General features: G+C 71.7%; 20 protein-coding genes and 2 pseudogenes. 12 read left to right on the plus strand and 10 right to left on the minus strand.

The genetic code is table 11. The annotated features are described in order from the left end of the window. Positions 1-97 precede the first annotated feature (97 nt). From ACWD68_RS18020 to ACWD68_RS18040, 5 genes and pseudogenes are all read left to right on the plus strand, one after another. Complete coding sequence (locus ACWD68_RS18020; protein ID WP_451807401.1) at positions 98-565, plus strand: DUF5990 family protein; 468 nt, start codon at positions 98-100, stop codon at positions 563-565. A gap of 191 nt (positions 566-756) precedes the next feature. Continuing rightward, the gene (locus ACWD68_RS18025) at positions 757-1,788 is read left to right on the plus strand and encodes a medium chain dehydrogenase/reductase family protein (RefSeq protein ID WP_451807402.1); all 1,032 of its coding nucleotides are present in this window, start codon (positions 757-759) and stop codon (positions 1,786-1,788) included. A 232-nt stretch (positions 1,789-2,020) separates the two neighbouring features. Next, complete coding sequence (locus tag ACWD68_RS18030) at positions 2,021-2,404, plus strand: DUF2267 domain-containing protein (protein WP_451807403.1); 384 nt, start codon at positions 2,021-2,023, stop codon at positions 2,402-2,404. 323 nt (positions 2,405-2,727) lie between these two features. Continuing rightward, a pseudogene (locus tag ACWD68_RS18035) lies at positions 2,728-3,381 on the plus strand (tetratricopeptide repeat protein); the annotation flags it as partial. A 101-nt stretch (positions 3,382-3,482) separates the two neighbouring features. Further along, positions 3,483-3,593 (plus strand): annotated as a pseudogene (locus tag ACWD68_RS18040) (DUF4232 domain-containing protein); the annotation flags it as partial. A gap of 153 nt (positions 3,594-3,746) precedes the next feature. Here ACWD68_RS18040 and ACWD68_RS18045 read toward each other — a convergent pair. Continuing rightward, positions 3,747-4,079, minus strand: a complete 333-nt coding sequence (locus tag ACWD68_RS18045; RefSeq protein ID WP_451807404.1) for a putative quinol monooxygenase — start codon at positions 4,077-4,079, stop codon at positions 3,747-3,749. A gap of 372 nt (positions 4,080-4,451) precedes the next feature. Here ACWD68_RS18045 and ACWD68_RS18050 point away from each other — a divergent pair, with 372 nt between their 5' ends. Continuing rightward, on the plus strand, positions 4,452-5,102 hold the full coding sequence (locus tag ACWD68_RS18050) for a DUF2975 domain-containing protein (protein WP_451807405.1): 651 nt from the start codon (positions 4,452-4,454) through the stop codon (positions 5,100-5,102). After that, on the plus strand, positions 5,102-5,329 hold the full coding sequence (locus tag ACWD68_RS18055; protein WP_266764572.1) for a helix-turn-helix domain-containing protein: 228 nt from the start codon (positions 5,102-5,104) through the stop codon (positions 5,327-5,329). Before ACWD68_RS18050 ends, ACWD68_RS18055 begins: the two co-directional genes overlap by 1 nt. A gap of 83 nt (positions 5,330-5,412) precedes the next feature. On the opposite strand, the gene ACWD68_RS18060 is transcribed toward ACWD68_RS18055, so the two are convergent. The 5 genes from ACWD68_RS18060 to ACWD68_RS18080 form a co-directional block, all read right to left on the minus strand. Beyond that, on the minus strand, positions 5,413-6,084 hold the full coding sequence (locus ACWD68_RS18060) for a VOC family protein (protein WP_451807406.1): 672 nt from the start codon (positions 6,082-6,084) through the stop codon (positions 5,413-5,415). 80 nt (positions 6,085-6,164) lie between these two features. After that, positions 6,165-6,950: a phosphatase PAP2 family protein gene (locus ACWD68_RS18065; RefSeq protein WP_451807407.1), complete on the minus strand. Its 786-nt coding sequence runs from the start codon at positions 6,948-6,950 to the stop codon at positions 6,165-6,167. Continuing rightward, positions 6,951-7,904 carry a YihY/virulence factor BrkB family protein gene (locus ACWD68_RS18070; RefSeq protein WP_451807408.1) on the minus strand — a complete coding sequence of 318 codons (954 nt, stop codon included), beginning with the start codon at positions 7,902-7,904 and terminating at the stop codon, positions 6,951-6,953. It abuts the gene before it with no gap. After that, on the minus strand, positions 7,901-9,658 hold the full coding sequence (locus ACWD68_RS18075) for a diacylglycerol kinase family protein (RefSeq protein WP_451807409.1): 1,758 nt from the start codon (positions 9,656-9,658) through the stop codon (positions 7,901-7,903). Before ACWD68_RS18075 ends, ACWD68_RS18070 begins: the two co-directional genes overlap by 4 nt. Positions 9,659-10,060: 402 nt before the next feature. Beyond that, positions 10,061-10,558, minus strand: coding sequence for a lamin tail domain-containing protein (locus ACWD68_RS18080; RefSeq protein WP_451807410.1), 498 nt, complete (start codon positions 10,556-10,558; stop codon positions 10,061-10,063). Between the two features lie 235 nt (positions 10,559-10,793). Here ACWD68_RS18080 and ACWD68_RS18085 point away from each other — a divergent pair, with 235 nt between their 5' ends. From ACWD68_RS18085 to ACWD68_RS18100, 4 genes are all read left to right on the plus strand, one after another. Then, positions 10,794-11,105, plus strand: coding sequence for a DUF6400 family protein (locus ACWD68_RS18085; RefSeq protein ID WP_451807411.1), 312 nt, complete (start codon positions 10,794-10,796; stop codon positions 11,103-11,105). Continuing rightward, a complete protein-coding gene (locus ACWD68_RS18090; RefSeq protein WP_451807412.1) occupies positions 11,092-11,349 on the plus strand; it encodes a hypothetical protein in 258 nt (85 codons plus the stop codon). Before ACWD68_RS18085 ends, ACWD68_RS18090 begins: the two co-directional genes overlap by 14 nt. A gap of 394 nt (positions 11,350-11,743) precedes the next feature. Then, on the plus strand, positions 11,744-12,235 hold the full coding sequence (locus ACWD68_RS18095) for a hypothetical protein (RefSeq protein WP_451807413.1): 492 nt from the start codon (positions 11,744-11,746) through the stop codon (positions 12,233-12,235). A 371-nt stretch (positions 12,236-12,606) separates the two neighbouring features. Further along, entirely contained in the window at positions 12,607-12,978 is a 372-nt protein-coding gene (locus tag ACWD68_RS18100) for an alpha-amylase (RefSeq protein ID WP_451807414.1), read from the plus strand. 5 nt (positions 12,979-12,983) lie between these two features. Here the strand turns inward: ACWD68_RS18100 and ACWD68_RS18105 are convergent, their stop codons facing one another. Then, positions 12,984-13,484 carry a cysteine dioxygenase gene (locus ACWD68_RS18105; protein WP_451807415.1) on the minus strand — a complete coding sequence of 167 codons (501 nt, stop codon included), beginning with the start codon at positions 13,482-13,484 and terminating at the stop codon, positions 12,984-12,986. A gap of 36 nt (positions 13,485-13,520) precedes the next feature. Continuing rightward, positions 13,521-14,411, minus strand: a complete 891-nt coding sequence (locus ACWD68_RS18110) for an amidohydrolase (protein ID WP_451807416.1) — start codon at positions 14,409-14,411, stop codon at positions 13,521-13,523. Positions 14,412-14,558: 147 nt separating this feature from the next. Between ACWD68_RS18110 and ACWD68_RS18115 the strand changes: the two genes are divergently transcribed. Further along, positions 14,559-15,563 (plus strand): LacI family DNA-binding transcriptional regulator, encoded by a 1,005-nt coding sequence (locus tag ACWD68_RS18115; protein WP_451807417.1) that lies wholly within the window; start codon positions 14,559-14,561, stop codon positions 15,561-15,563. A 28-nt stretch (positions 15,564-15,591) separates the two neighbouring features. Here the strand turns inward: ACWD68_RS18115 and ACWD68_RS18120 are convergent, their stop codons facing one another. Both ACWD68_RS18120 and ACWD68_RS18125 read right to left on the minus strand, forming a co-directional pair. Further along, a complete protein-coding gene (locus ACWD68_RS18120; RefSeq protein ID WP_451807418.1) occupies positions 15,592-16,281 on the minus strand; it encodes a hypothetical protein in 690 nt (229 codons plus the stop codon). Continuing rightward, positions 16,278-17,912, minus strand: a complete 1,635-nt coding sequence (locus ACWD68_RS18125; protein WP_451807419.1) for a protein kinase domain-containing protein — start codon at positions 17,910-17,912, stop codon at positions 16,278-16,280. The genes ACWD68_RS18120 and ACWD68_RS18125 overlap by 4 nt, the downstream gene beginning before the upstream one ends. Between the last annotated feature and the right edge of the window lie 121 nt (positions 17,913-18,033).

Consider the following 18,033-nt stretch of genomic DNA (forward strand, 5'->3'; position numbering starts at 1 on the left):
CCTCGGCCGCACGGCGCCGGTGCCGCTCGGTGGACGAGCCGGCCCCGGAGGTCTCGCGGGTCTCGCTGCCGGGTGGTTCGGCGGCATGATGGCCCGCATGCGCATCCGTATCGACGCCGTCGACCTGCCCGGCCTCACGTGCGCGGCCCCCGAGGGCCGCCCCGTCTCGGCGTACGACAACATCCACGTGGCCGTGCAACGGCGCGACCGCCCGGCCGAGCTGCTCGATCCGCAGCCGGGCGACGGCGATTCGGCGACCTGGACCCTCGACTGCACCACGGCACCGTCGCCGACGGGTATCGAGGTGAAGGGCCCCTATGTCCAGGACCGCCTGGGCCACCGCTTCATCTACCTGTCGTGGGGCACCGTCGACGAGGCGGGCGTCTTCAGCATGTTCCGCCGCGCCAAGCTCATGCTCGACGCCGTCCCCTCCGACGTACTCGCCGAGGCCGCGCGCGACGGACTCCTCGTCGGACGCCTGGGCCTGACCGACGAAAGCGGCAACCCGCGGTGCGCCCGTGTTCAGCCGCCCCAGATCGTCTGGACCGCGGAACCCGCCGCCTAGGTCCTTGGCATCCGAGGCCGTGTCGGGGCGACGGTGACGGTCGGTCTCGTTGTGCGGGACCGTGCGCCGTCGCGGCCGCGTCGATCGAGTTAGACCCTGTAACGAAAGTTCTTGACGCTTGGCGTTGTGAGTTATAGCCTCTAACTAAAGCGAGAGCAGATAACTCAGCGCAGAGCGCAGTGGAGGTCGTCATGAACGCCGAAGGGCTCGTCGAGGTCGTCCTGCCGGGCAAGGTGGAGCCGGAGGGGCTGGAGATCCGGCACGGCGCCGTGCCGGTGGCCGGCCCCGGCCAGGTCGTGATCCGGATGGAGGCGACCGGAGTCTCGTTCGCGGAACAGCAGATGCGCCGCGGGCGGTACTACGACCAGCCCCCGTTCCCGTTCGTACCCGGCTACGACCTCGTCGGCACGGTCCTCACCACCGGCCAGGGCGTCGACCCCGGGCTGACCGGCACGCGGGTGGCCGCGCTGGTCAAGGTCGGTGGCTGGGCCAGTCATGTGCGTGTGGAGGCGGCGGACGTGGTGCCGGTGCCCGACGGCATAGGGGCGGCCGAGGCGGAGACCGTGGTCGTCAACGGCATCACCGCCTGGCAGATGCTGCACCGGAAGGCGCACGTGCGCACCGGCCAGACCGTTCTGGTGCACGGCGCCAACGGCGGCGTCGGCTCGGTCCTCGTCCAGCTCGCCCGTGCCGCGGGCGTGAAGGTGATCGGCACGGCCTCCGCACGCCACCACGACTCCCTGCGGGAACGAGGCGTCACCCCGGTCGACTACCGCACCGAGAACGTCGCCGCCCGCGTGCGTGAACTCGCCCCCGGCGGGGTCGACGCCGTCTTCGACCACATCGGAGGCCGCAGCGCGGTCGACTCCTGGAACCTCCTCGCCCCCGGTGGCACGCTCGTCGCCTACGGCAGCGCCTCCACCCGGGACGACACGGGGTCCAAGCAGGGACCCGTGCTCAAGCTGCTCGGCCGGGTATGGCTGTGGAACACACTGCCCAACGGCCGCCGTGCCTACTTCTTCAACGTCTGGGCCGGCCGGGCCCTGTCCAAGAACCGGTTCCGGGCCCGGCTGCGCGCCGACCTCACGCAGGTCTTCACCGCCCTCCAGCGTGGTGACGTCACCGCCCAGATCGCCGCCCAGCTGCCGCTGACCCACGCCGCCGAGGCCCTGCGGCTGGCCGAGTCCGGGACCGTCGCTGGAAAGGTCGTCCTCAATCCGTAGGACTGCCGGGCATCGACCCGCCGGACTTCCGCGGGGGCCGGGCGGCGTCATCGGCGACAGTGACGGGCACCGAGGCGATCCTGGAGCCGGCACGGCTTGGCCGCGCGGGCCCGGCAGCCCCGTGTCAGGGTTGATTCAGGGCCGCGAGGCCATGAGACCACCCGGATTTCGGGCCGCCAGGCCTTCATACAGCCGAGCCGTCGGACCGGCGAGGCAGAAAAGGAGACAGCGCGTGGAGGAGAGGGAATTCATCCAAGCGGTGTCGGAGCGCACGGGTCTGTCGCGGCAGGAGTCGGCCGATCTGACCCGTGCCACGCTGGAGACGCTCGCGCATCGACTGAGCGGGAGCAAGGACCGGGCACTGGCACTGGAGCTCCCGGAAGGTCTGGCCGAGGCCGTTCAGCGAGGGGCCACCTCGGCCATCGAGGTCTTCGGCTACGACGAGACCGTACGGCGCGTCGCCGAGCGCAACGTGCTCAAGAAGGAAGAGGCCGACAGCGGCGTCCGCGCGGTGCTCGTGACCCTGCGCGAGGCGATCAGCGAGAGGGAGTTCGGCAATCTGATGTCGCAACTCGGAGCGGAGTTCTCCAAGCCTGTCGAGGAATTCGCCGGCTGACTCGCCGGGCCGTCCTCGCAGGGGCACCATGCGGGCGGATCGCTTCCCGGGTCCGGCCGAGGCGACGCCGTTCGCGGCGGACAGCCCCACGGCACTGCTGTGACGCGCCGTCCCTTTGCGAGAGGGGTTCGTGCCGCGGGCCCTTTGCGACAGGGGTTCGTGCCGCGGGCCCGGCGCCGTGGGCCCGGCCCCGGCATCCCGGCTCGGCCCGGCCCGTCAGTCCCGGCACACCGTGCCGGGACTGACGGGCTGACCGTCTCCAGTCCGTAGGGGTCCTCGCCGACCCGAGGCCGTCGGCACAGCTGCCCCGGGTCATGCGCAGGGGCCCCGTCGACCACTACATCACCACCGCGCTCGCCGCCGCCGACACCGCGCAGCCGGGCGGTGAACCCTGCTTCACACTGCCGGACGATTTCCGTCGTCCCGCCGCCGTGCGGGACTTCACCGACCGGGCGGCGGCCATGCACTGGCTGGCCACCGAACGCGACGACCTGGCCCTGGCGGTCGGTGCGGCCCGGGTCGCGGGCCTCGACGACCGTGCCTGGCGCATCATCCTGCTTCAGTGGCCCCAAGTGGTCTGGCGGGTAAGGGGCAACTGGGTACCGCTGCTGAACATCGCGCTGGAATGCGCGCGTGCCCAGAGCGACCCGTACGCCCAGTCGCGTGTGCTCACGCTGCCCGGCTGGGTGCTGAGCGAGGAGGGCCGGCCGACCGAGGCGCTCGCTCTGCTGGAACTCTCGCCACCACTCGCCCGGCAGGCGGGCGACCGGCTCGGTGAGGCGACCGCGCTCATCAACCTCGCCGTCGTCGAAGCCGGGCAGGGCGACCTCGGGACCGCGCTGGAGAACTGCACGCAGGTCATCGTGCTGGCCCGGGAGGAACCCGACGCGCACACCGCGATGCTCGCGCTCCAGCACCTCGCCCGGATACAACTCGCCGCGAACCAGCCCCGTGAGGCGCTGCGTTCGGCTCGTACGCCGCGCAGAACGCCGGTAACGCGAAGGGCTCCGGTACCACCGGCAGTTCGGCCGGCGCGAAGAACTCGACCGGTTCCGGGTCTGGTTCGGACGCCGCGTCGGGTCCGGCCACCGTGAGAGCCCCGGGCGCCGACGGCATCGCCGTCGACTCCGCGAAGTGGGCCACCGGCTACCGGACCCCCGAACTCCGCAACGGCGCCGACGACTTCTAGGAGAGGTCCTGGTCGTCAGGGCTTACCGCCCGGCCCACACCGCCCACGAACACGGTCGCATCCACGCGCCCGAGGCCCATTGGCCCGGGCCGCCGGATGCGACCGTACGTCGTGAGCGCCGGGGGGCCACGGCCCTGGAACTGCCCCTGGGACCTAGGACTGTTCCTCGACGGTCATCTCGCCCAGGAGGGACCAGTCGTCCTGGTCGATCTTCGTGTTCACGATGCGCGGCGTCGCGGTCAGGTGGCCGGGAAGGGCCTGCTGTGCGGCCTTGAAGTGGTCGGACTGGACGTGGGACGCTCCGGCCTCGTCGTCCCGGAAGGCCTCGACCAGGACGTATTCCGTCGGATCATCGAGGCTCCGGGACCAGTCGAACCAGAGGCAGCCCGGCTCGGCGCGGGTCGCCGCCGTGAAGTCGGCGGTGATCTCGGGCCACCGTTCCGCGTCTTCGGGGCGGACACTGAACTTGACGGTAATGAAGATCATGAAGGCTCCTCGGTCGGTGTCGAGCCATTCTGTGCCGTCGGCGGCAGTTGAACACCATGGGCCCGTAGGCCGACAGAGGGAAACTCCGGAAGGATGCCTGTCGCCCCGGCGGCGATCGCTCGTCGGCATCGGATGCCCCGCACCGGATGCGCTGCTTCGGTGCGCAGGATCGGTGCGCGGGTGCGCGCTCGGCCGGGTCCCGCCGCCCGCGAACGCGGATGCGTGAGCGATCGGGTGCGGGTGACACAGCACGCAAGGAGGGGTGCCCACAACTCCTCACGACCCCGATGTCCACAGTCGATCGATGTTGCCGAGCTCCGACTTGCTGTGTATCGTTTTTCGATAACATCGATAATCGATACGGGGGAAGTCATGGCAACGGTACGCAATCCACTGGAGCCGCTGTCGAGCGCGGTCAAGGGCGTCGTGACGCTGGTCGCGGCACTGGTGATCGCGGGGATGTTGAGCGCGCTGTTCGTGGACGGCGCGCACGTGCGCGTCCTCGGCATCGGCGACAACTCCTTCTGCGTCATGGATACGTCCACGACGATGGGCGGCGGCGAGGTGCCGCCCTCGGAGTTGAAGCCCGCTCCGGGAGCCACGGTCAACCTGGACGCCCACCCGGACTACTGCACCGACGACCCCACTACGGCCCAGAGCCTGCTCAACACCGCGAACCAGGTTCCGCCCTTCGTCTTCAGCGTCGGAGCACTCCTGCTCGTGCTCCTGCTGATCCGGGGTGCGGAGGGCGACGGCCTCTACACCGCACGGACCGCGGGACGGCTGCGCAGGCTGGGCTGGTGGCTCGTGGCCGGCAGTGTGCTGGCCGCGATCGCCGAGTCCACGACCGAGCAGTCTCTCGTCCACTCCCTGAGCCGGAACAGTGACACCAATACCGTCACCGGCCTGTTGACGTGGCACATGCCCTTCATGGCGGTCCTCACCGGCCTGGGCGTCCTTTCCTTCGCCCGGGTCATGCGCATCGGCATCAATATGCGCGAAGACCTCGACGGAACGGTCTGATGTCAGAAGAGAAGGAGGAGCACGCGATCGAGGTCCACCTCGATCGCCTGCTCGAAGAACGCGGGATGACCTTGGCCGAGCTCGCCGATCGGGTCGGTGTCACGCATGTGAACCTGTCGATCCTGAAGAACGGCCGGGCGAGAGCCGTACGGTTCACCACCCTGACGCGGCTGTGCGAGGTACTGGAGTGCCAGCCGGGGGATCTCCTCAGCCACCGCCCGCACTGAACCCGGGCCCGCGCCAGGGCCCCGGTGGGTGTTCACCCGTAAGGGCGTCAAGGGCCGGAAAGGGGAGGCAAGGGGATGCGTTCTCAGCGGCGACCGACCGCCGTGCAGACACAGACCCTGTTTCCCTCCGGGTCGGCGAGCACGGTGTACGACGGGGAGTGGGAGTCGTCGACCACGGTGCCCCCGGCGGCGACAGCGGCCGGAATGCGCGTCCGCGCCGCCTCGGGGGCCAGCCACAGATCCATGTGCCAGCGCTGGCGCGGGGTCTTGTGGGCATCGGTCGGCTGGAACCACACGCCGGGGACACGGTTCGTCGGGTCGAAGACCGAGTCGTACACCGTGTTGTCGGCGTCTCCCGTGAGCAACGCCGCCCAGAAGGGGCCTGCCGTCGCGTCGTCCGCGGTGTCGAGGGCGATCTCCACCTGGGTCACCGCGCCCGGGGCGGCCGTCAGCCCGTGTTCGCGGGCCAGCCCCGAGATGACGCGAGCCAGCTCGAGGTCCTTCGGGGTGATCCAGCGGCCACCGCTCGCGTCGACGCTGTACAGGCTCACATCGATCAGACCGGGTCCCAGCCTGATCTCCGGTACGTCATGTCCGGCGATGACCGACGCCTGCGCGACCGCGCCGACGAATGCGCCCCCGGAGCCCGCGTCGGCGGCCCGGTAACGGGCGGCGAGCGGCTGAGCGAGCTTGCGCCAGTCGTCCAGTCCCTGCGCGATCGATTCAAGAATCTCGCGGTTGCTGAGCTTGTCCATGGGCCCATGCTTCCAGGCCGCCTCCGCGTTACGTGACACGGCGTCCAAGAGAACCGTCACCCGCGGCGAGCGCCCGGCGCTCACCGGCCGGATGGCCCCGGTTCCGGCCGCTCGTCGGTGAGTTCGGGCTCCAGGCCTTCGCCGACGTCGGCACGGACCCGCCCCGCGTCGGCCCGCCAGGCCTCGAACGCCCAGGCGGTGAGGGCGACGACGGCCAGACCGAGCAGCCAGCCGCCCACCACGTCACTGAACCAGTGCACGCCCAGGGCGACGCGGGTGAAGCCGACTCCGAGGACGGAGAGCACGGCGGCGTACCAGCAGAGAGTGCGTCGCGAGCGCGGCACCATGGGCAGCAGGACCAGCAACAGGATGGCGAACGACGTGGTGGCGGTCATCGCGTGGCCCGACGGGAAGGAGAAGCCGGGAGCCCGCGCCACGGGATCCTCCAGCGACGGACGTGCCCGTTCGACGACCGTCTTCACCAGCAGCCCGATGAGGCCTCCCGCCACGGCCGTCACGGCCGACCAGGCGGCCAGACGCCACGCCCGGCGGTACAACAGCCAGGCGGTCAGCAGCCCCACGGCCGTACGCAACGTGAGCGGATCCCAGACCCAATCGGACAGGAAACGCAGCGTACTCGTCCAGGCGGGATGGTCCAGGGCGATGCCGTGCAGCCGCCGGGCGGCGCCCCCGTCCAGCCGGCGCAGGGGCTGCCACTGTCCCTCGACGAGGACGAGGAGCAGCCCGAAGGGCACCGCGGCGATCGCGGCGACGGCGGCCGAGCCGAGCAGCCGGACGCCGAATCTGCGGTCGGCCGCCCGCCGACGACGCTCTCGCAGGCTCCGGACCGCGACGCGCGCTGCCATTCAGACTCCCGGGTCGGGGTGGATCGGACCGGGGCGCCGGGCCCGTGAGGCCTCCAGCTGCGCGGCGAAGGACAGTCCGAGGAACAGGGCGATCGAGGTCAGGTAGGCCCAGAGCAGCAGAGACATGAAGGCACTGAGCGGGCCGTAGACCGTGTCGAAGGAGCCGCTGATCCCGAGATAGAGGCTCAGCAGCCAGGTCAGCGCCGTCCAGAGCACCAGGTACACGGCGGCGCCGAAGGCCAGCCAGGTGTACCCGGGCTGCCGGCGACGGGGCGAGCGGCGGAAGATGGCACTGGCCGACATAAGGGCGAGGAGCAGCCCGAAGGGCCAACGCAGCAGGTCCCAGGCGGTCCTGGCTCCTCCGTCGAGGTGGTAGACGCTCACGACCGCGGACGCCAGGTCGCCGCCGGCCACCATCAGGATGAACCCGAGGCCCAGCGGGATTCCCGCGCTGAGGGACATCACCAGGCCGCGCAGATACTTCAGGTGGAAGTCACGGTCGCGCTCGTTCCCGTAGATCCGGTTGGCGCCGCGCTCTATCTGGCACATCGCGGTGGTCACGTTGACCAGGGAGAAGGCCAGGCCGAACCACAGGGCGACCTGCGCCCCGTCGCCCGCCGTGTGCCGGCTGCGGCGCAGCGCGTCGTCGACGACATCGGCGCTCGGGCCCGCGGCGATCCGGCGAATCGTCAGTTCGGCGACCCTGCCGATGTCCTCGGTGTGCAGTGCCGAGGAGAGTCCCACGAACGCGATGGCGAGCGGGATCAGGGCCAGTACCGTCTGCAGGGCGAGTGCACGGGAGTGGCTGAACCCGTCGGCGTAGCGGAACCGGATGAACGCGTCGCGCAGCAGGGGCCAGCCGCCGTAGCGGCGCAGGGACGCCAGCGCATCGTCGGCGGAGAGCTCGTCGCCGGTCATGTCACGGGTCTCGGGGACCTTGGTCGCGGTACTCATTCATTCCCCCGGGAGGGCAGCAGAATGGTCAGTGCGCCGGGCCTGACCTCGGCGGTGAGACGTCGGCCGGTGCCCACCGGGTCCCCGTCGAGTTCCCGGGACTGCGGGGTGTCGAAGGTGAGTTCGGCGCGGCGGAAGGTGAAGAACTCGACAGGGACCCCGCTTCCGGCGTCGCCCTCGGCCGCCAGGGTGTGCACGGCGGACGGCCGGGGCGGCCTGGCGCGGCCGCGCAGCAGCGTCGCCACGGCGCGCAGCCAGCCGCCGGGGCCGCGGGGGTCGAGGACCAGGAGGTCGAGCAGCCCGTCGTCGGGGCGGGCGGCGGGCAGCAGTGTCATCCCGCCCTGCACGGTTCCGACGTTGGCGAGGAGGACCATACGGGCCGTACGGCGGAAAGCGGGGGAGCCGTCGAGCCGGATCGTCACCCGCATACGGGGTGTGCGCAGCGTTCCGACGCCTGCCAGGACGTAGGCCGGCCAGCCCAGGGTGGCCTTGGCGCGCTCATCGGTGTGCTCCATCATCGCGGCGTCGAGGCCCGCCCCGGCCATCGCGGCGAACCGGGTTGCGGGCAGGCCGTCGCCCTCGACGCTTGCCAGGTCGAGACGGTGCGGACCGCCGCCGAGCGCCGCGTCGAGTGCCGCGGTGGGGGAGAGCGGCAGACCGAGGTTGCGCGCCAGCAGATTGCCCGTGCCGCAGGGCACGATGACCAGCGGAACGTCATGGTCGGCCAAGGCGTCGGCGACCGTGCGGACGGTCCCGTCCCCGCCGCAGACCACCACCAGTGTGGCGTCCTGACGAAGGGCCTGGGCCGCCTGTCCGGCGCCCGGGTCGTCCGCGGTGGTCTCCAGGAACACGGGGTCGCGGTGGCCGTGCCGTTCGAGGACCCGCCGCAGCTCGTCGCGGGCGGCCTCGTCGGTCACCGTGGGATTGAGGATCACAGCGGTCGCGCCGGGCCGTCCCTCGCGACTGTGGGCGTCCGGGGTGCGCGCGGCCGGGACGGCGCCCGCCGACGGCGGAGCGGTCACGGAGCGGTCGACGAACAGGGCGCGACCCACGATCAGCAGGGACAGGCCACCGTTGGCGAGGCCGCCCAGGACGTCCGTGGGGTGGTGCATGCCCCGGTAGAGCCGGGCGGCGCCCACGAGCAACGGCAGGAGCAGCAGCAGTCCGCCCACGATCCTGCGCCACGGCCCGCGGATCCGGGACAGCGCGAGCACCGCCAGACCCGCGTAGAGCGCGGTCGCCGCGCCGGTGTGTCCGGAGGTGTAACTGGAGGTGGGCGGCGAGGCGTCGAGGCGGTCCACCTCCGGCCGGTTCCGGTCCACCGACTCGGTGATGGCCAGGAAGACCAGCGACTGGAGCGAGACGGCGACGGCGAGGAAGATCGCTTGGCGCCACATCGGCAGACGGGGTATCAGGAGCAGGCCCAGGCAGGTCAGCAGCGTGATGGCGATCACCGTGAGGGTGTTGCCGGCCTCCGAGGCTACGGACGACAGTGTGGTGAGCGTGCCGGTGCGGACTCGTTCGAGGCCCTCGTTCACGGTGTCCTCGGCCGTCAGAGGCCACAGTCCGCGCGCGGGACCGGTGATGAGGAGACCGATGCCCACCATCAACGCCGCCTGGCAGACGGTCAGCGCGCCGATGCGTGCGGCGGTCCGGCCGGTGCCCCGGGGCAGTGGGAACGAACGGGCGGAGCCCGCGGCTTCGGTTCGGCTGCCGGGCATTCCGGCAGGTCGGTCCGGCACGGCGGTCGGCATCGGGGCTCCCAGGGGTCAGGGCAGTGCGGTCTGCTTCGGCCCGGGCCGAGTTTGCTCCCGGGTCCACCGCCGTTTGCCCCGGAACGTCACGGACAGGCCTGTCACGGCGTGGAAATGCGCGGAGGCCCCGTTTCGGGCTGATGCCCCGCGGAGGGGCGCGGATCCCGGGGAGTGGCTCGCCGCCCCTGGTGAGGCGAGCCGACCGGATCGGCCACGATGCGGAGGAGACCGCCGATCAGGATGCGGAGGATGCCCGTCGGTCGTGCTGCGGGAGAACGGTATCGACGGGTCGGAACCGCCCCAGGCGGAGCACTTGCGCGCAGCCGTACCTGGGGCGGTCGTTCCGAGCGGGCCGGAGCCCGAGCCCGTCGCCGGACCCGTCAACGGGCCCTGACGGTCGGCTCAGCCGTGGTACGTGATGTAGCCGTTGCCGTCACGGTCGTTGGCCGACTTGGTGTACGAGTGGACGTCGGCGCCGGCGCCGGACGGCTTGTACAGCTTGATGGTGTCCTTGTCGTTGTTCCAGATGAAGTTGCAGTTCTGGCGGTAGACGACGTTGTTGGTGTCCGAGTCGGTGCCGTGGCCGCCGCGGAGCTTGATGTAGTCCCCGGGCTGGAGGTAGTGGTTCGCCGGGAAGGTGAACGTGTTGCCCGTGGCGTCCTTGACGCGGTACCCCTTCAGGTTCACCGTCGCGCTGGACGAGTAGTTCTTGATCGTCAGGTACTCGCTCTTGCTGTTGCCGGTGGAGCAACTGTTGGAGTCGCTGCCGGGCGCGTCGTACTGGACGCCCTTGAACTTCAGCGCGGACGAGTACTCGGTGGCCTGCGCCGGGGCGGCGGCGATGGCGGCGAGCGTTCCGGCAGCGGCGGCGGTGACAGCCAGGGCATTGCGTATACGCATGAGGATTCCCCCCTCAGTGGTGCGGATGGAGCCCCAGGAGCATACCGAGGGTGTGACCGGTGAGTGACGGGAGCGTGCGGGAAACGTGAACGCCCTCGCCGGGTGAGCGTCCCGGGTGGGTCGCCGGGCGGGCCGGCCACCCGCCGCGGAACCCGCCCGCGCGGCCGCCGACCTGCTGTGATTTCGCCCACCTCCCCTTGTCCCGGCAAGGAAGGCATACCTAAGTTTCTGTCCCATGGCCCCACAAAATCCCCCGCTCCCCGACGGCCCCGGCGAGGCCGACGGCCCGCGCCCCGCGGGTGCCGGACCGGACGCCCCCGCGCTCGTCGACTTCACCATCGACCTCACCGCCCAGGAGGTCCTGCGGCAGGCCCAGGTCCTGTCCGCCCTCGGCTCCGACTGGGACCCGATGGAGGCACTGCGCGGAGAGGAGGCCGCGTACGCCCTTCTGTACTCCGGTCTCGACGACGAGCAGCAGCGCGTGTACGACGACCTGGTCGCGTCCGGCGTGCTTCCTCGGCGCGGAGACGGCAGTGCTGCCGCTTGACCCTCAGGCGGACGCCGGGCGCCGCGCCTGGGTGATCTGTCCGAACTGCGCCGACAGCCGTGGGTGCGCGTCGTGCGAGCAGCGGCGCTCGTGCTCCGACCACTGGCGCTATCTGCTCTCCACCACCGGCAGCCTGCTCCACCTGCAGTGCCCGGGGTGCACCCATGTCTGGGTGCACGAGACCGGATTCGGCGCCACCCGCTCCCTGTGGAGCCGGATCGCGGGCGGCCGCCCGAAGGGCTGACCGACCGGCAGGCGACGCGGGCCGGGTTTCCGGCCCTACCCGCGGGACCCCCGCTTCACGGCGGCGATATCCTCAAGGGCCCAGGCGGGTCGAACTTGTCCGATGCGCCGCTGTGGGAAGATCGCAACCCCGCACGACGGAAGTCCGGGCCCGCGCACGCCATCGCTCGTAGATTCGACGACGCTCGCGGCCCACCGGTGGATGACGGACCGGCCCGCGCGGGTAAAGAAACTATGCGCACCTGCGCGAACATCCCACTGCCGAAGGACTGCCGGTCTTGGACCTCCCACACTCCGAATCCCCTGCCGCGCGACGTCCGGGACGCACTTGGACCGTCCGCATCTCCGGCCACAGCGACCGCACCGCGTCGGTCACGTGCTCCTCTCCCTGCGCCATGCCGCCGCGGTCACGCGACCTCGCCGCGCTGCGCCGCTTCGCCGAGGCCCATGTCGGGGCGCATGCCCGCGCGGCCACCGTCCACGCGGACGCCGCCTGCGCCTGTCGGCAGACGCAGTGCGCCTCCCACGAGGACAGCCAGGTGCACTGCATGGGCAGTGTGCTGCTCGTGCTGCGCCATGATCCGGCCATTGCCCAGGTGTGGACCCTGATGGAAGTCTGCGCCGCCTGCGCGCCGTTGATGACGCACACCCGTGTCGTGGGCCGCGCCGTCCCCCGTACCCGTACTCCCGTCGTGCCGCCCGCGTCCACGGCCGCCACCGGCGCCCCGGCGAGCGCGCCCGTGGTCCCCGGGGGATTCAGTGCCCCGAGCGGGCCCGGTTTCAACAGCGCGGACGCACCCCCGGCACCGTCGCGTCGTCGCGCCGGTGGCCGTGGCCGCCCCCAGCCCCGACAGGGCCGACGGGATCAGGGCAGGTCCCGCGGCTGACCGCGGCCCATCCGGCCGACCACGGTCCACCGTGGCCGGCCACTTCCACCGACGCGGCTCGGGGCGCCGCCGGTTGTCACCGCCCGGCGGCCGACGCGATCCGGGCGCAGGGAGCCCGGGGTCGCCGTCACCCCTCGGCAGGAGTGCGATACGCGCCGGTCCGAACGACCCCGGCCGGCGCGGCCGATCCCGTGCCGGAGCGGGGTGCGAGGCTCTGATCTGGGCATTTTCCTGAACGGCACTGATTCGGTTGAGAGTTCATCATCGACTGAAAGAAGTTGCATGGCTTTGCGCAATTCTTGCAGGCGTTGCAGGGTGGCTCCGCGCGGCGGCTCGAAGGCCGCTGCTCCGCCGACATGAAGGACGCCACCATGCTCCGTGCCAGTCGTTTCGTACCCCCGCACCGGCTCCGGACGGCCCTGGGGCTGTTCGCCGCGGCTCTCGGCCTGTTGAGCGCGAGCGGCGCACCCGCCACCGCGCGGGACGGCGGCCGGGTCGCCCCTGACGACGGCTCCGTCCACGCGACTCAGGCTCCGGAATGCGTCCACTACTACAGCGACTGGCGCTACACGACCGTCGTCAACGACTGCGACACCACCGTGGACGTCACCGTCGACTACACCGACGGCCAGGCCGCCCCCTGCCGCACACTGCTTCCCCGCGCCATCGCCACCTTCGCGGGCTACGGCCCCCAGCTCAACTACGTCACGGGACTGAGCACCTGCACACCGGCGACCGTGTGAAGCCGTCACGCGGCGGGACTGTCCATGGGGCGGAGTTCGTCGGCGTACGACACGGAGACGCGGCGCATCAGTCCGTCCCCGGTGATGTCGTACTGTCCCAGGCGCCACAGCGGTGGCGAATAGGCGTGCAGGGAGACCGCGTCGTCGGTGGCGCCGGTGAGGCGGTGGATGTGGTCGGGGCCGAAGCAGAAGGACTCCCCCGCGCCGACACCGACGGACAGATGACTGCCGCCTATCCGGGGGTTGGACTCGGTCAGCGTGCCCTGGACGACCCGGACGGCGCCTGACGACACGTCGTGGTCGTGCCAGCCGGTGTCGTTCTGCCGGGTCCAGCAGAGCAGCCAGACGTCGACGAACTCGTCGCGGTGCAGGGAGGCGTAGTGGCGCTCCTGGTGGGAGAAGGCGACCTCGTCGCGCCAGAGCTCGGGCCGGGCGGCGAGATCGTCGACGAGCCGCTGGAGTTCGTGCTTGTCGAGTGTGCGGTCCGGCAGGGACGAGTACGTCACGGGGGATTCCCTTCCAGGAGTGGTCCGCCGGCCGGCTCAGGAGCGGCCGTGCAGCAGACGGGCGGGATTGACGGTGCGCAGGGCGTGGACGGCGGCGTCCGCGCCCAGGTCGGGGATGACGGGGGGTGCGTACGGGCGGTCGCTTCCGCTGACGATGACGTCGATGCCGACGGCCCGGACGAGTGCGTCCACGGCCCGCGTGCCGTAGGAGGAGGTGTCGTAGAAGACGTCGAAGTCGACCTCGCCGCGGCCGCCGCCCCGGGCCGCGAGTCGTTCGCCGTGCAAGGGGGCCAGGCCGGCGAGTGCGGCGAAGCAGACACGCAGTCCCGGATGGCGGGCGCGACCGAAGGCCCGGAACGCGAACCACGCGCCGTGCAACTGCTGTTGGTAGGGGACCAGGGCCGCCCACCAGTGCGGCGCCCGGAGCACCGGCGGAGCCGCGCCCGGATGGACGAACAGCGGCTTGTCCAGGCGCGTGAGGAGGTCCAGGAACGGGGCGCACGCGCGCAGGCCCGCCGCGTCCAGCAGCGCCGTGGCCGGTAGTTGAAGGCCCACGCAGCCCCGGCGGAGGTCGCGTTCCACCGCGCCGGGGTCCGGCTCGCTCAGGCAAGGGGAGGCCCACACGCCGAAGGGGGCCGGGAGGGCGAGCGCTCCCTCGTGGAAGGCGTTCAGCAGCGGCAGGGCCTCGGTGGGCGGCAGGTGCTCGATGCCCAGCGGGCTGGAGAGGGAGACCAGGGCGAGGTCGAGGCCGTCGGCGATGGCCAGGCGGGTGCGGGCGACGACGTCGTGGTCGGCGGCGGTCACCTCGTAGGGCGGCTCGCCCTCCAGGTGCAGCGTCCAGCCGACCAGGTGCGGCGGCGCGGTGCGCGCACGCAGCAACTCGACGAAGCCGGGCGGCCAGATGTGCTGGTGGACGTCGATGGGCACCCTGAAGTCCTTGAGGAGTCCGTGCGGTGACAGGGCGGGAGAGTCGTGGGTTAAGCGCTTCAGTGATGCGCTTAACTTAAGCGCTTAACGAGAGGCCGTGTCAAGCACGTGCCCGCGATGAGGACGCGGCCCGGTAGGCTTCCCGGCATGGTCAGGCCTCAGAAGCGCACCACCCTCAGGGAGGTGGCCGAGGCCACCGGCCTCTCCACCGCCGCTGTCTCCTACGCCCTGCGCGGCAAGCAGGTCTCCAAGGAGACCGAGGAGCGTGTACGCAAGGCCGCGGCCGAACTCGGCTACGAGGCGGACCCCATCGCCCGAGCCCTCGCCAGCGGCCGCACCAGCATGGTCGGCGTGCTCGCCGGTGACCTCCAGGACCTGTGGCAGCAGCAGCTCATGGCGGCCATCGGCCGGGAACTCCTGGCCGGCGACCGCTACGCGCTGATCCTGGACGCGGGCGGCGACCCCGACCGGGAACTCGTCCTCGCCAAACAGCTGCGGGATCAGCGCGTCGACGCGCTCGTGGTGTCTCCGGTGAACCCGGCGGCGGAGGCGTGGGCGGCGATCGCCGACGCGCTGCCGGTCGTCGCCGTGGGTGACTCCCTGAGCCGGGCGCGCACGGCCGGGCAGGTCATCTTCGACAACCGGGCCGGGATCGACGCCGTGCTGGAGTATCTCCACGGCCTCGGCCATCGCAGGGTGACCGTCCTGACCCCGACACGGCCGAGTACGCCCGACCGGCCCGCCGACGTGTATGTGCGCGAGGCGGCGGACCGGATAGGGGTGCGGGCCGAACTCGTCCCCTGCCCGCAGGAGTTGGGTGCGGCGACCGTCGTCGCACGGAAGGTCCTCGACGGGGACCGGCGCGCCACCGCCGTCTTCTGCTTCTCCGATTCCCTGGCGTACGGGGTGTACGCGGCGGCGGCGGAGGCGTCACTCGTGGTGGGGCGGGACGTCTCCGTCGTCGGATTCGACGACCACCCCGTCTCCCGCGTCCTCACTCCGCCGCTCACCACCGTCGGCTGGGGTCTGACGCAGATCGCCGCGGAGGCCGCCCGGCTGACGGCTTCCGCGATCGAAGGGAAACGGGCGCGCAGGAAGCGGATCCTGTGCGCTCCGATGATGTGCGCGCGCGGATCGGCCGTGGCTGTCTGAGGGACCGCGGTGACGCGACCAGGGCGCGTCACGGGCAGTGGTAGGCGATCCGCGTCGAGACCGTGCGCCGCTCGGGCGAGAGCAGACGCAGCTCGGCGCGTGCTCCGTACGTGCCCTTGCCCTGGAACGTCCACAACAGGTGTATCCGGGACCGTTTCTGACCGCGTGTCATGTCCTCGTGCAGGACCTTCGAGAACGTGCCGTCACTGCGGACCCAGCGGTACGAGAGGGTGCCCGCCCTGCCGTTGGTGGTGACCGTGGCCACGACGTCCGCGGTCTCGTCGCACCCGGGGGAGGACGAAACGGTGGAGACCGTGACGTCGTCCACGCCGATGGACGGATCGGAGCGGTGCCAGAGGAGAAAGGCGAGAACGGCCAGGAGCACCACGGTGGGCAGCGCGTGCCTGCGCCAGGTCCGGCGGCGTACCACGACCACCGGAGGAGGAGTCTGGGTGACACGGCGTACGGTGTCGGCGTTCACGCCGGGGCCGAAGCGCAGCAGGGTTCCCTCGACCCGGTCGGGCGGGGTGTCCTGGGCCGCGGGTCCCGACAGGGCCTCGGTCGCCGTGTTCCCGCCGAGGAGAAGGGTGTCGGGGGAGTCCGGGAGGGGGAGGGTGTCCGGCGTGTCCGGCCGCTGGATCCAGTGGCTGGCCAGCGCGGTCGCGCTGTATTCGTCGTCGGCGGAGTGGGCGCCCGGAGTGCCGGTGCGTTCGTTCATCGGAGAGCGCACCGCCGGGTGAGGAGCTGTTGCCACGCGCCGCCGTCGGCGGAGGCGGGCTGGGTCCTGGCCTGGACGCCCCAGTAGCAGCCCGTTCCCTGGAACGTGTGGTCGAGGGCGAGGGTGTACTGGGTCGATCCGCTGCGCCGGAACGTCTCGGCCGCCCCGTCCTGGGTCCCGGCCTGGCCGCTGACCTCGCCGGTGAACCACGCGACCGTCAGGGTGACCGGTCCGGGTCCGTCGGTGGTGACGGTGACCGTCGCCGCCGCGGTCGCCGTGCCCGTCTGCCGGAAACCGCTGAACGCGACGGCCTTGACGTTGACGGCGGCGCTAGGCGACGGGGATGCCGTGGTGGGCTCGGCCGTGGGCGTGGCCGGTGGTGTCGTGCCCGCGACCGTGGCGGACGCGCTCGCGGACGCCGACACGGGAGGTTCCGTGGTGGACTCGTCGCCCGAGCCCGAGGGAGTGGGCGGCGCCGACGCGGACGACGACGAGGGCGTCGGGGAGTCGGGGTCCGCCTTCGCCGTGGGCCCGTTCGGGCCGGTCGGCTGCGCGCTGGTGGTGGCGAGCGCCTGCGCGGCCTGTCGCGGCGCGCCGAAGTCCGGAGCGTGCCGGTCGATGCCGTACGTCAGGATGAGGGCCGCGACGAGCGCGGCTCCCGAGACGAGCAGCGAGCGCAGGCTCGGGCTCCAGGCCCGGAGCCAGTCCGGTGTCCTGCCGAGGACCGTGCGCGCCGTGTCCGTCGCGCGGCGCGGCACGGAGGGAGCGGAGGGAAGCAGCAGAAGGGACAGGGCCACGAGCGTCGCGAGCCGCCCCCGCCCGCGCTCCTCCCAGTCCGGCCCGTACGCGCCGCCGGCCGTGGCCTCGAGCTCCGCGACGAAGTCCTCGGCATGGGCGGGCCGTTCCTCGGGCGACTTGGCCAGGCCGCGATGGACGAGGGAGCGCACCGGCTCGGGGACCTCGTCGGCGGGAATGGCCCCGTCCACGTGCTGGAGGGCGAGTTCGGCCAGGTTCTCGCCCGTATAGGGCTTGCGCCCGGTCAGGCACTCGAAGAACGTAGCGGTCGCGGCGTACACGTCGGCGGCCGGGGAGGCCGGGGCGCCGGTCCACTGCTCGGGAGCCATGTACGACGGGGTGCCCGCGATGCCCGCCGTGGTGCCGTCGGTGGCGGCGATCCCGAAGTCGACCAGCTTCGAGGTGCCGTCGGGGCGGACGAGGACGTTCTCCGGCTTGTAGTCGCGGTGGACCACGCCGAGGCGGTGGGCGTCGGCGAGGCCGAGCAGTGAGCCCTTGAGAAGGACGAGAGCGGCTTCCGGGGCCAGGGGCGCGTCCTTGGCGAGCAGAGCCCGCAGGCAGACGCCGTCCACCAGCTCCATCACGATGGCCGCGCCCTCCGGCCCCTCCACGTACTCGTACAGACCGGCCACGTGCTCGCTCCGCAGACCGCCGAGCAGCCGGGCCTCCGCGCGGAACTCCCGCACGAAGCCCGGACGGGTGCGCAGCGACTCACTGAGGTATTTGACCGCGACCGGAAGGCCGGTCTGCTCGTGAACGGCCAGCGCGACGCGTCCGCTCGCCCCCGAACCGAGCTCGCGGGACTCGGTGTAGCCCGGTACCGCCCAAGTGTTCATGACCCATCTCCCCAAGACGTGGGGCGCATGAGGCATTCCGATCCCCTCGCGCTCCCAGCCGTGTGCTGTGAGACACGATTCCGGCCACTTCGGTTGCAGGGCGCGGGAGAGCGTTCCGCCC

Source organism: Streptomyces sp. NPDC005141 (assembly GCF_053599975.1).